This is a genomic window from Paenibacillus albiflavus (genome assembly GCF_004344915.1).
GTDB lineage: Bacteria > Bacillota > Bacilli > Paenibacillales > NBRC-103111 > Paenibacillus_AM > Paenibacillus_AM albiflavus.
The window spans coordinates 75,567-88,528 of the sequence record NZ_SKFG01000001.1 but is presented as its reverse complement, the minus strand read 5'-3'; the positions used below and the strand labels follow the sequence as shown (position 1 = coordinate 88,528).

Annotated in this window: 11 protein-coding genes and 2 pseudogenes; 8 read left to right on the top strand and 5 right to left on the bottom strand. The window is 45.6% G+C overall.

Translation table 11 applies throughout. The features are described 5' to 3' along the window. The first annotated feature begins 109 nt into the window (after positions 1-109). From E0485_RS00465 to E0485_RS00455, 3 genes are read left to right on the top strand one after another with little or no spacing between them, the layout of a single operon-like run. Positions 110-1,558: a spore germination protein gene (locus E0485_RS00465; RefSeq protein WP_235857335.1), complete on the top strand. Its 1,449-nt coding sequence runs from the start codon at positions 110-112 to the stop codon at positions 1,556-1,558. A 21-nt stretch (positions 1,559-1,579) separates the two neighbouring features. Further along, positions 1,580-2,698 carry a GerAB/ArcD/ProY family transporter gene (locus E0485_RS00460; RefSeq protein ID WP_132415465.1) on the top strand — a complete coding sequence of 373 codons (1,119 nt, stop codon included), beginning with the start codon at positions 1,580-1,582 and terminating at the stop codon, positions 2,696-2,698. After that, positions 2,695-3,828, top strand: coding sequence for a Ger(x)C family spore germination protein (locus E0485_RS00455; protein ID WP_132415463.1), 1,134 nt, complete (start codon positions 2,695-2,697; stop codon positions 3,826-3,828). Before E0485_RS00460 ends, E0485_RS00455 begins: the two co-directional genes overlap by 4 nt. 210 nt (positions 3,829-4,038) lie before the next feature. Here E0485_RS00455 and E0485_RS00450 read toward each other — a convergent pair. Then, positions 4,039-4,410: pseudogene (locus tag E0485_RS00450) on the bottom strand (winged helix-turn-helix transcriptional regulator). Between the two features lie 149 nt (positions 4,411-4,559). On the opposite strand from E0485_RS00450, the gene E0485_RS00445 reads away from it, so the two are divergent. Together E0485_RS00445 and E0485_RS00440 are read left to right on the top strand one after the other, a co-directional pair. Next, positions 4,560-5,771 (top strand): MFS transporter, encoded by a 1,212-nt coding sequence (locus tag E0485_RS00445; RefSeq protein WP_132415461.1) that lies wholly within the window; start codon positions 4,560-4,562, stop codon positions 5,769-5,771. Positions 5,772-5,844: 73 nt separating this feature from the next. Continuing rightward, positions 5,845-6,687, top strand: a complete 843-nt coding sequence (locus E0485_RS00440; protein ID WP_132415459.1) for an aldo/keto reductase — start codon at positions 5,845-5,847, stop codon at positions 6,685-6,687. A 217-nt stretch (positions 6,688-6,904) separates the two neighbouring features. On the opposite strand, the gene E0485_RS00435 is transcribed toward E0485_RS00440, so the two are convergent. After that, complete coding sequence (locus E0485_RS00435) at positions 6,905-7,699, bottom strand: SDR family NAD(P)-dependent oxidoreductase (RefSeq protein WP_132415457.1); 795 nt, start codon at positions 7,697-7,699, stop codon at positions 6,905-6,907. Positions 7,700-7,973: 274 nt separating this feature from the next. Beyond that, complete coding sequence (locus E0485_RS00430; RefSeq protein WP_132415455.1) at positions 7,974-8,255, bottom strand: hypothetical protein; 282 nt, start codon at positions 8,253-8,255, stop codon at positions 7,974-7,976. A 244-nt stretch (positions 8,256-8,499) separates the two neighbouring features. Between E0485_RS00430 and E0485_RS00425 the strand changes: the two genes are divergently transcribed. From E0485_RS00425 to E0485_RS00415, 3 genes and pseudogenes are all read left to right on the top strand, one after another. Next, positions 8,500-9,231 carry an AzlC family ABC transporter permease gene (locus E0485_RS00425; RefSeq protein ID WP_132415453.1) on the top strand — a complete coding sequence of 244 codons (732 nt, stop codon included), beginning with the start codon at positions 8,500-8,502 and terminating at the stop codon, positions 9,229-9,231. After that, positions 9,222-9,545 (top strand): annotated as a pseudogene (locus E0485_RS00420) (AzlD domain-containing protein); the annotation flags it as partial. The gene E0485_RS00425 and the pseudogene E0485_RS00420, both read left to right, overlap by 10 nt. Positions 9,546-9,804: 259 nt before the next feature. Then, entirely contained in the window at positions 9,805-10,818 is a 1,014-nt protein-coding gene (locus E0485_RS00415) for a hypothetical protein (RefSeq protein WP_132415449.1), read from the top strand. A gap of 66 nt (positions 10,819-10,884) precedes the next feature. On the opposite strand, the gene E0485_RS00410 is transcribed toward E0485_RS00415, so the two are convergent. Continuing rightward, positions 10,885-12,189, bottom strand: a complete 1,305-nt coding sequence (locus E0485_RS00410) for a sensor histidine kinase (protein ID WP_132415447.1) — start codon at positions 12,187-12,189, stop codon at positions 10,885-10,887. Continuing rightward, a complete protein-coding gene (locus E0485_RS00405; RefSeq protein WP_132415445.1) occupies positions 12,186-12,878 on the bottom strand; it encodes a response regulator transcription factor in 693 nt (230 codons plus the stop codon). Before E0485_RS00405 ends, E0485_RS00410 begins: the two co-directional genes overlap by 4 nt. Between the last annotated feature and the right edge of the window lie 84 nt (positions 12,879-12,962).

Here is a 12,962-nt window from a genome sequence, read left to right as displayed (position 1 = left end):
GTTTCAATTCCGCATGATATTCATGCAAAAGGGAATAATTTGTCTAACTATCCATTTAGACACAGCTAATCTCATTTGCTGCCATTAATTCATAGGAGGGATTCGATCAATGGACCAATTCTCGGCAGCGCTGCGAGAACAATTACAGATGCATTTTCACGAAAGTGCAGATGTGGTAGTGCGCTCAATCTCTTCTGAGATAGCCGTTTGCTTTGTGTCAGAGCTTATTGACAAGGCACATTTAGCTGAATTCATTGTATACCCTCTACAGTGCTTAGATAAGACACCGCTAGGAGATCAGCTTGCTGACCTGCTGCCAATTGGGGAAGTCCAATCAGCGAACTCTCTGGATGAAGCCATTCCATTAGTAGCGAGAGGCTGGGTATATATTGCAACTCCACAGGGTGGCGTTGCAGCGAACATTTCCAATATGCCCAAACGGTCATTGGCTGCCCCAGAGAATGAAGCGACCATCCTTGGTCCGATGCTTGGTTTTACAGAAGATTTGGGGACAAATGCTGCGATGCTGCGTTCATCTATTCCTGACCCTGCGTTGTGCAACGAACAGTACACAATAGGAAATGTCAGAGAAACAACAGTTAGTCTATTCTACATGGATAATCGAGTAGAGCAGTCGTGTGCAGCGCAATTGCGTGAACGAATTCAATCGATTCGGGGCAACGACATTACGGGAAGCTCAGAATTGATGCATATGCTGCAGGATAACGATGGTAGTGTATTTCCTCAGTTGAGGTTGACGGAACGTGTTGATTTGGCGAGCAATTCCCTACTGGAAGGGAAGGTTGTTCTTATTGCGGACGGTAGTCCGCTTGCGATTATTGGTCCAAATGAGTTCATCGATTTTTTTCTATCACCTGAAGATCGTTATATAGGTTGGAGCCTTGGGACCTTCCTTCGTGCACTGCGATTGGTGGCATTAATAATTTCTTTGTTTGCAACTCCAGCTTATGTTGCAGCACTCACCTTCCATTATGAAATTATCCCATCATCTTTGCTTGTTTCTCTAATCCAATCGCGTTCAAGAGTTCCATTCCCTCCCCTATTCGAGGCTCTTATTCTGGAGTTTACGATGCAACTGCTTCGCGAAGCAGGAGCAAGACTGCCTACCAAGGTAGGACAAACGATGGGTATTGTAGGCGGTATCGTTATCGGGCAGGCGGCAGTTGCAGCTGGATTTACAAGCAATATACTTATTTTGCTCGTTGCACTGGCGGCGCTTGGTTCTTTTGCAATCCCAGATTATACGATGAGCAGTAGTCTAAGACTAGTTCACTATCCCATGATCATATCTGCGGGGGTTTGGGGGGGAATTGGCATCGCGTTCATTTCGCTGCTCGTTACCTTGCACTTAATTCGACAGACGAGCCTTGGCAAGGCGTATTTTAATCCAATTAAACCTTCGAAGAGAGAACAAGATGCGCACCATGAACTGCTTCTCCCGGAGCCGCACGGGTTAACCTCGAAGGGACATAATCTACGCAAGCTTGTTAAGTCTTTCAAGCTTCGTTCTTTATGGATGGGAGATATCGATGATTAATTACAACTTTGGTAATAAAGGATGAAAACTGGGGGACAAACAAAACAACCATTTTATTTTCAGGCCTATATGCTGTTCTTCCTAATATGCAATGCTCAAATTGGCGTTGGCATACTTGGATTCCAACGCTTTGTTTACAAGGCTGCTCATCAAGACGCATGGATATCAGTCATACTAGCAGGAATAGCGACCCACATTTCTGTCTGGGCGATCGTAACTACGCTGCGAAAACATCAGTCACTCGATCTGTATGAGATTCATCAAAAGCTCTTTGGCAGATGGATTGGCGGGGGGTTAAGCATCCTGTTTCTCATATATATCCTCCTCGACATGACGACGATTGTACGGACGTATATAGAGATCGTGCAGTCCTGGGTCTTCCCGGATTTTCCGACTTGGCTGCTCTCGCTCATCTTGGTCATTTTAACGGTCTATGGCAGCTTAGGTGGGATCCGCGTTGTATTGCAGCTCAGTTGCATCAGCCTTATTATCATCGTGAGCATATCGTTGTTGTATTATAATCCTCTGAAATATGCGGTGTGGAGCAGAATGCTGCCAATATATGAAGCTACGCTTCCGCAGCTATTTTCCGGAGCGATGAAGATGGGACTTACGATAGCAGGATTTGAAGCCATCTATTTTGTGTACAAGCGGGTCAAGGATAAAGAAAATGTGATGAAGTATGCACAGGGAAGTGTGTTATATACCAATATACTGTATCTCTTTCTTATGATAGTCTCCATTATCTATTATAGTGACGTGCAGCTACTAAAGACGATTTGGGGTTCGACTACTCAACTTAAAATCATTAAGTATCCGTTCTTGGAGCGAATAGAGTTTGTTATCACACCTTTATGGATGTTTGTTGTTCTGTCTGGGGTGATGCTGCTGGCATGGTCGTTCCTCCGTGGTACTTCATTATTGTTTGGCTGGCCTCAAAAAGCGACGTTGTATGGGGTGGCTATTGTCGTGTTTGCAGCATCGACGCTGCTTCAAAATCGAGGACAAATCAATGCGTTGAATGATTATATCGGCGTCATTGCCCTATTTGCGTCCTACGTTTATCCGTGCTTACTGCTTGCAATCACCTACTTTGCTGAATGGAGAAAAGCGAAAGCAGTAGGGAGGGATGGGGGATGAGAACTTTATGGCATAGACTTCTACTTGTCATGTTAAGCATATGTATGCTCTCAGGTTGTGTTCAATCGAATGTCCTAGAGAAGCTAGGATTAACGATCGCACTCGGATTTGATAGAACATCGAAAGGTGAGCTTTATATAACATCTGCTCTCCTTAACCCTGAGGCACAGGCAAAAGAGAAAATGAAAATCGTTTCTTCTTACGGCAACAGCGGTAAAGGCGCACGTATCAATAGCAATAACCAACTGTCCCATAAGATCGTGAGCGGACAGGTTCGGGTTGTAATGTTTGGTGAGGAACTGAGTAAGGAAGGGATTCTTGAAATCGTGGAAAATATGGCCCGTGATCCGCTTTTTGGGGATATGATTTATTTGTCAGTAAGTGAGGGTACATCGCATGAATTGCTGAACATCAAAAATACCAAAATTACGAATATTGGCATGTTTTTGTATGAAATGCTTGAACATCATATAACGGAGGAGTGGGTTCCTTCCTGCACCATGCACGATTTTCGCAGTGATTTTTACAGTGCCGGCAAAGATCCTGTTCTTCCAATGATAAAACAGCGTGAGGGGGGAATAGAGATTTCAGGTCTAGCTGTGTTCCATGATGATCATCTCGTAGGCTCTATTAGTCCGGACGAGGGGTATTTACTCAAGCTATTGCGGGGTAGACAGAAAACCAAGTTAAAGGAGTTGAGGATAAAGCGAGAAAAGCTTCTTCCATACATTCATGGGGAGAATTTGCCTGATAGTGATGTGAAAGTGGTGATCTCTACCTTGGATAAAAATGCTCGAATAAAGCTCATTTCTAAAGAAAAATTGGAGTTTAAGGTGAATGTAAAATTAAATGTGGAGGTCCAGGAAATCACCGATCAGTACGACTTCAATAACGCTGAGGCAACGGTACTGCTGCAGCAGGAAATATCCAAGTCGATGGCTGAAGAATTCAACCACCTGATTCAGAAGCTGCAGCGCCTCAATTCGGATACTGTTGGATTTGGCGAAATCTACAGAAGTTCGGTTAGGCACGCAGAGCTAAGCAGAGCGAAATGGCATGACATGTTCCCGCAGGCGAAGATTGAAACGGATGTGCAAGTAAATATTGCCCGCACCGGTACGATTGAATGATTGATGGCTTAAGAAGATGATTGTTCTTATGGCATTGAAGGGAGCATGGAGATTATTCGGTTGGTCCGGTCGAAGAGAAAATTTCAGTTGAATCCCACAAAGAAAGAGAGTACCTAGGCTCGGTACTCTCTCGGGAATACTTGTAGCATCAGCTCAAGTATTCCTTTTTTTATTGTTCAAAGGAATCGTGGAAAGATCCATGTTCAGATCTCAATGATTAAATATATTGTCCTCCAAAACAGTGAGCTTATCGCCGTATTCTTTAATAATATGGCTATCTCCTCAGGAGCAAAGCGCATCCAGAATCGGCTTAAGGCTCCACCCATATTCGCTCAGCTCGTATTCGACCTTGGGCGGGACTTGATTATACGTAATTCGGGTGATGATCCCGTCTGCCTCCAGTTCCCGCAGTTGTTGGGTTAGCATCTTCTGGGTAATGCTGGGCATACTGCGCTTAAGCTCACTCGTCCGCTTCTTTCCGCGCGTCAAGTGACAAAGAATCACACACTTCCATTTTCCTCCGATAACATCCAAGGTCGCTTCCACCGAAATATTATACTTCTTATTGATTCCTGTGCTCATGCGGAGCCCTCCATTTACTATAGGAACTTTTTAGTACCTATAGTACTTTAAAGTGCGTACTAGCCAAAGATGATTGCACCTCTCATAATAGCATATATCGGCCGATGAGTACCACGATTGATCATTAACACGATTAGAGGTGAGAAAACATGCAAATGGAAAAACGAAGTATGCTCGCGCTTCTGGCCCTCGCCATTAGCGCCTATGCGATTGGAACTACCGAATTTATCAGCGTGGGGCTGCTGCCTCTAATCGCTGAAAACCTTCATATATCTGTAACAACAGCAGGACTGACCGTAACCCTGTATGCGCTCGGTGTCACCTTTGGGGCTCCTGTACTGACCTCACTCACCACAGGAGTGTCCCGCAAGTTGCTGCTGATCGCCATTATGGTTGTTTTTATCGCCGGCAACAGTCTGGCGGCGGTTTCCGGAAGTATAGGTATCCTATTGACGGCCCGCGTGCTAACCGCATTGTCGCACGGCGTATTTATGTCGATTGCATCGACCATCGCCGCCGATCTCGTGCCGGAGAACAAACGGGCTAGTGCGATCTCCATGATGTTCTCTGGTCTGACGGTTGCTACCGTCACCGGCGTTCCGCTCGGTACATGGATCGGCCAGCAGATGGGCTGGCGGACGGCCTTCGTCACCATCGCCGTCATCGGCCTGATCGCGCTGATCGCGAACCTGATTTTGATTCCCGCTTCGCTACGTAAGGGAGTTCCAACCCCGGTGCGTGAGCAGGTGAAGTTGGTGACGAATGGAAGGCTGCTGCTTGCGTTCGCCATCACGGCTTTCGGATATGGAGGCACCTTTGTTGTATTTACTTATTTATCCCCATTGCTGCATGAGATAACCGGATTTGCCGAAAGCACAGTAGTGGTCATTCTGTTGATTTACGGCGTTGCGATTGCGATCGGCAATGTTATCGGGGGAAAGGTGGCCAACCGCCGACCGCTCAATGCTCTGTTCTATATGTTCATACTGCAGGCGATTGTGCTGCTAGTGTTGATGATAACCGCGCCATTCAAGGTAGCTGGGCTAATCACGATCTTTTTCATTGGCCTACTGGCCTTCATGAACGTTCCCGGGCTGCAGATTTATGTCGTCATGCTGGCCGAGCGCTTCGCGCCGGGAGCTAAGGATGTCGCTTCCGCCGTTAACATTGCTGCATTCAATGCGGGTATCGCCATTGGGGCCTATCTGGGTGGTGTGGTCACCGATTCGATGGGTTTGATTCATACCACCTGGATCGGCGCTGTCATGGTCCTTACCGCGGTTTTGCTGACCAGCTGGAGCATGGCACTGGAACGCAAGGGCATGTCCGTTCGCGCCGCACAAGCAGCCACGGCAAAATGACTAGGGCTGCTGCCAACTACAACAAGACATCATGAATTCAAATCTACTATTTTCCTTACTGGAGGTTTTATCTATGACAACGCATCTGCAAGCAACTACGACTCTAAATAACGGAAAGGCAATGCCTTGGCTTGGCATCGGCGTATTCAAAGTCGCGGACGGTCCCGAGCTCATAGACGCGGTCAAAGCGGCTGTCGCCCATGGCTACCGCAGTATCGACACGGCGGCCATCTATGACAACGAGCGCAGTGTAGGCCAGGCCATCCGTGAAGCCCTTCAAGAAACGGGACTCTCCCGAGAAGACCTGTTCGTCACTTCCAAGGTATGGAACGCCGATCTCGGATATGAAGCGACACTCGCTGCCTATGAGACCAGCTTGGAGAAGCTGGGGCTGGATTATCTAGATCTATACCTGATTCATTGGCCGGTGGCTGGCAAGTACAAGGGCGCTTGGCGTGCGCTCGAAGCGCTGTACAAGGCCGGACGCGTCAAAGCGATCGGTGTCAGCAACTTCCAGACTCATCATCTGGAGGACCTAATGAAAGATGCCGAGATCAAACCGATGGTGAACCAGATCGAGCTCCATCCGCGGCTCAGCCAGCAAGCGCTCCGCGACTTCTGCGGCCGACATGACATTCAGATCGAGGCATGGTCGCCTCTGATGCAGGGCCAATTGCTGGACAACCCGATGCTGCAAGAAATCGGCATCCGTCACGGCAAATCGGTCGCCCAAGTTATCCTGCGCTGGGATCTACAGCACGGTATCGTCACGATTCCCAAGTCGACGAAGACTCTCCGGATTATCGAAAACGCCTCGGTGTTCGACTTCGAGCTGACGAGTGAAGAGATGGCACGCATGGATGAACTGAACCAGAACCTTCGGGTTGGACCGGACCCTGACAATTTTGACTTCTAAGTCAGGCTATAACGAAGAATGCCAGTTCCCCTAGCAGGAGCTGATCAGTTTGTTGAGAAAGGAGCCCGTGCCGCTGTTCAGGTATAAGGCGGTGATCGGCCCCACAATGTTATTGAAGAAGCTGAAAGAGACCGTATAGATCGACTTCTATATGGTCTCTTTCATGAATACTATAATGGATTGAGGAAATTCCTCAATCCATTTTTAAAAGCGAATCTTAAAACACGCTGCGTACTAGTCCTCCGTCAATCCGCAAAGCGGCACCGTTAATGGCCGAGGAAAGAGGGCTGCTTAGGAAGGTAACAAGATTGGCTATTTCTTCAGGTCGAATAAGCCTTTGAATGATGGATGTTGGTCGATTCTCTCTCATAAATCGTTCCTCAGCTTCTACTACTGTCATTTTTTCATTCGGATACAGTGTCTTTAGCCAAGACTCCATACCTTCAGTTAAAGTCGAACCAGGCATAACGGTATTGACTGTTACATTAGTTCCACGAGCTAGCTCGGCTATGCTCCGGGAAATCGAAAGCTGCATGGTTTTGGTTGCACTATAATGAGCCATTTCTTGCGAAGGCATGATGGCCGCCTCGCTGGCAATGAAGATGACTCGGCCTTCTTTTTTCTGAATCATTCGGCTTAGGTAGTGGCGAGAGAGCCTAATACCACTCATAATGTTGACCTCGAAGAATCTAAACCAATCTTCATCCGGAATATCAAAATATTCGGTAGCTTCGAATATGCCGAGATTGTTAATCAGAATGTCAACGTCAGCATATTTCTCAATCACCTGTTGACATCCTTGCTTTGTTCCTAAATCCGCGACTGCGGCTTCGAGTTTAGAGCCGGCATGCCTGCTTCGAATTTCATGAATCGTGTTCATCACTTTTTCTTCATTGCGACCATTAATAAATACGATCGCTCCTTCTGCCGCTAATGATGTGGCAATCGCTTTTCCGATTCCTGACGTAGACCCTGTAACAAGTACTGTTTTTCCTTCTAAATGAAGCTGCACGCGCATTCCTCCAACAGTTTAATATGGAAAAATAATTTAAGTCATTTCATCTTAAAATCAAAGTTATCTGGATCTGGTCCAACGCGAAGATTTTGAAACGAATGGATTTGAACGGATCGTTCAACAAATCTCTCAAATTGAAGGAACTTTAGGTATTTATGAATTGTCTCAATTCATCCCAAATCCAACAGAACTTTATCGAACATAAATCAATCTCCTGTCCGATTTTACAAAACGCACGGGAGATTGATTTCGAACTTCATAAGAAGACTACTTATATTTGTTTCTTTGCAACTTCTTGATATAATGTTTCCAAATGCTGCTGGACACTTCGCAGTTCATCTTTGCCGCTTGTTGTTATATCGTATTGGGAACCCGCGTTAGATAGGTAACCTTCGCCTGTCAGATGATCCAACTCTTGTTTAACTTTCTCTGGACTAAATTGATAGCCGTGACTGTTAATTTCGGGTTGTATCTCCTCGGGTGTAAGTGCATGTTGATTCGCATGATACAACAGGTGAATTCGTGTAAAAGCATTTTCGAAATCTGAATGCATGCTGAGAGATCTCCTTTTCATAAATGGTATTCAATCACAGTTTATTATTGCTTTTCTGCATCCTAACCAATCATTTGAATTGGAAAAACTGACGACCATGAGTCGTCAGTTTTTTTGTTACCTGATCCATAAAAAAAGAGAACTCTAATAAAAACGATGTAGACATTCAAACAGAATGAACGATATAATGGACAATCAATTGGTATGGAGGGCATTATGAATAACAGCAGGAGAGGATCAGAAGATGCAAGAGAATTCCCACATTAATGATAATGGGATAGTAATTAGTGAAGAGAGTTTCTTCCAAGGAGTAAAAGACTGCATTCCTACGTTGTTAGGTTACCTGAGTATAGGATTTGCTGCAGGTGTAATAGGAAAAACATCAGGACTAAGCATAGCTGAAATCACACTCATGAGTTTACTTGTCTATGCTGGATCAGCGCAATTCATCATAGCTGGAATGGTTACAACGAACGCCTCGGCAGCAGCTATTATTTTTACTGTTTTTTTCGTTAATCTCCGCCACCTCTTACTTAGTGCAGCTTTATCACCTTATTTTCGTCATCTTACACCCTTAAAGAATATGATAATTGGTTCTTTACTCACAGATGAAACATTTGGTGTCGCCATTAATCAAGCAGCGAATAAGAAATTGATTAGTGAAAGATGGATGCATGGTCTAAATATAGCAGCTTATATAAACTGGATTGTTGCCACTATAGCCGGTGCGTTTTTAGGTGAATGGATTACAAATCCCCAGAAGCTTGGTCTAGATTTTGCTCTACCAGCTATGTTTATAGGACTTCTGGTTCTAATGATGGTTAGCCGAGCGAAAATTTTTGTAGATGTCTGTGTTGCGATAATTGCTGTAGTCATTGTTATCGGAGTAACTTTGGTGTCGTCAGCAAGTGTAGGTGTCATAGTGGCAACAATAATTGCCGCAATAATAGGAATGGTGGTGGAAAAATGGAAGTAAGATGGTCAATTTTGTTGATTATTATAGGGGCATCTATAGTTACATTCATTCCTAGAGTGTTGCCACTTATTGTTCTTAGCCGCCTACAATTACCTGATTGGGGAATGCGCTGGCTGAAATATATTCCAATCGCAGTCATGGCAGCTTTGGTAGGGCAAGAGTTATTCATACATAACGGGGAACTTTCACCTTTAAAAAACAACTTTTTTTTGTTTGCATCATTACCAACGTTTGCAACAGCTGTATTTACACGCAGCTTATTAGGAACTGTAGTGGTTGGAGTAATTTCTCTAATGGTGTTGCGTTATATTTTTAACGGCTACCGTACAGTGGTATGGGAGGTAGGCTACTCAACTAATGGGAAGCCTCCTACCCGATTGAACTACAAAACAGGATAATCATGTCGCAGCTAGAAATAGTCGTAGTACATAAAAAGAATTTAGAAAAATTAATTTTTTTCAAAATACATGATAGAAATTTTCCTGTTATGGCATCTATCATGATATAGACGAATGTCGAGTGATGAAGGATCTTATTAACGAGCATCTGATTAAGAGAAGGGAGAAAAAATGTATGACAAAAAGAATTTTGGAACGGCCTATAATATATACGGAGCGGGTTGGTGATAGTCATTTTATAGGTTCAAGACCATCGGTCACTTATTGCTTGTGGGGGTTGATGCAGTATAGCGAAAAGAAGGGTATTTCCCTTGCTGAAGTCAATGCGCTGACAGGGTATGCTTTTTCTCTTAATATTTTCAAAGAAACGGTTCATATTGGTGGTCCGTTCATTTTTGCTGGGGAAGAGAACTTCCCGCAAGCATTATCCAATCTTGGCAATGATGTAAAAGTATTAAGCTTTCTTCCTGTGGAACCACTGATCGTCACTGATGTTCTCAACACAATTCACGAATCGATTGATAGAGGACTTCCGGTGATCATGTGGGATTTGTTCCATGCGGAGTTCGGACTCGTATATGGTTATAATGATAAAGAGCAACAGCTATATGCACTAGACAAGATAAAAGAGGAGACCTTACCATACAAACAAATTGGAAAGGGAGAAACCTCTGAAGTCGGACTCATTGCCTTCACCGAGCCAAACAATATTGACCGACTGACAGCATTATGTAATATGCTCGATATGGTATGGGAGCATGGGAACATGAAGGAATCCATTAAACATGTAGATGGCGATTTAACAAAAGGGCTTGCTGCTTATGATGCTTGGATCGAAGCTTTTAGAGGGGATAAGATTGTCCCGTTTTTTAATGCGTATAATATTGCAGTTTATTCGGAGTTACGTCAATTTGCTGTACAATTTCTTCGTGGTATAAAGGAAGAATTTGTAGCGTATGATTGGACATTCATAACGGATGCTCTACATCATTATGAAACTGTGGCATCGGCACTACAAGGACTTTCTGATCTGTTTCCTTTCCCTGATGGAGGAGATCCTAGTGATCCACAAAACATCGTGAAAGCAGTTAATCTCTTACAAGAGGCCAAGAAGGCGGAAACCAATGGCCTAAAAGCATTGAAACATTTGCGCGAAGCGCTTGGAGCATTACAAGCTGGAGCGAGTTAATGCTGGCTGCCGATCCAAGGTCAATAATAGGATCTCATTTAATAAGGAACTATACAGCATCCGAGCTTATTTGATCCAGCCCGTAAAGATGGCACCCCCTTGGCTGTGATTCTCGGCAATAAGATCACCGTTATGAGCTCTTATAATTCTACGCGCAATCGTAAGACCAAGCCCAGTCCCGCCGTTTGCCGGGTTTCTCGAATCGTCCCCTCGGTAGAACGCATCGAAAATATGGGACAACTGCTGGTCTGGAATGCCTGGCCCGCTATCTTCGACAGTAAAGTGGGCTCGGGTTTTCTCCATTCGCAATCGGATTGTAATGTTGCCGTTTGCCGGCGTATAACGAAGGGCGTTATCGATCAGATTGCCGATCGCGCGCCGCAGCAGATGGGCGTCTCCTTGAAGCTCACGGTTTTCCAACGGGGCTTCGTATGTAAGATTGATATTTTTGTCCCTAGCCTGAGGTAAAAAATCTGCTACGATATCCTCGAACAAAGAGCCAATGTCCAGCGGCAATGGCCGCAGCAATTGCTCCAAGGACGACATCTGTCCGTATGAAAAAAGATCGGACACAAGACGTTCCAATTGATCGGCCTTTTTGCTGCAAATGGCGGCATATCTCGCAGCTTTCTCAGGGTTATCGCCGCGTTCCAGCCTCGTCAAAAACCCCCGTAACGCGAATAAGGGCGTCCTTAAATCATGAGCAATCGAACTAATGAAGAACCGTCGTTCTTCCTCCAGTTCGGATTGACGGATGAGCGATTCCTGAAGCCCCTTGCCCATCGCTTGAAAAGCGGCGCGCACGTCCGTTACTTCCATAACAGTAGATGCGGGAAGCTCAAAATCCAAATCACCGTCTGCGATTCGTCTAGCCGCGGCACTCATCGCTTCCAATGGCTTCACGACGACGCGCCCCATTTGAAATCCGATGAACAAAATGGCGAAGATACCAGCGAAAATAGCAAACGCCGTTGCCAATTCGCTCGTTTGTTTAGGGGCGTAGAAGAGGGCTTTTCCCCGCAATTGCCCTTGCTCCATGACGATTAATTCCCGCTCAGCGGTCGATTTCGATCCCGAAGAGTTAAATCGATAATATTCGTGGCCATCAGTATCAAACAAGACGATTCCCGAGTGCGATGCGGCGATCGTTTTTTCGATCCCAGCCTGCCAGGCAGGATCGCTCCAGCGAGCGACATCAGATTCGCCGACTTCGCGCATCAAGTCGTTCATGGCCGTCTGCTGCCGAGAATACTTGGAATTTTCCAAAACATACCGGTCGAACAAGCCCGGTATTTCATAAGATAATCGCGGAAGGATGAGCACTATCAGCATGCCGATCACCATCCACTGGCGTATGCGGAGTGGTTTCATCGTCGCACCCCTTCGAAACGATAACCGACGCCCCAAACGTTGGCGATGTACGTTGGTTTTCTCGGATCTTCTTCGATTTTTTCACGAATTCTCCCGATATGAACGGTTACAGTATGTTTGTCTCCAATCCCTTCCCAGAAGCGCTGCAGCAATTGCTCATACGTGAACACTTGGCGAGGGTATTCTGCGAACAAGCACAGAATATCGAACTCTTTGGGCGTCATAGACACTGGAACGCCGTCGATTCTCGCTTCGTGCGCCATGATGTCCAAGACGAGACGGCCGAAATCCAGCTCGAGCTTAGCATCCTTGTCATGCTTGCCATAACGACGGAGCACGGCTTTAATACGAGCGATGACTTCTTCGGGTGTCGCGGATTTCACGATATAATCGTCGCCGCCCAAACTGAGACCTCTGATCTTGTCCATGTCCTCGCCGCGCGCGCTAAGGAATAAGATCGGTGTATCTTGCGTTTTCCGAATTTGCCTGCAAAGTTCCAGCCCGCTCTGACCGGGCATCATCACGTCCAACAACATACAATCGATCCGATTGCGCTTCAATGCTTCAATCGCATGATCTGCGCTATATGCCTCCACGACTTCGAACTGTTCATCTTCGAGATAATCCCTCATTAACTCCACGATCTCATGGTCATCGTCGACGATCAATACAGTGCGTTTCATATTCATGTTGTTTCCCCCAAATTTACCCAATTACCCTGATTTGTCACCATTGTAGCATATCCGTTCTGGCTTGTGATTCGATTGAGCGGA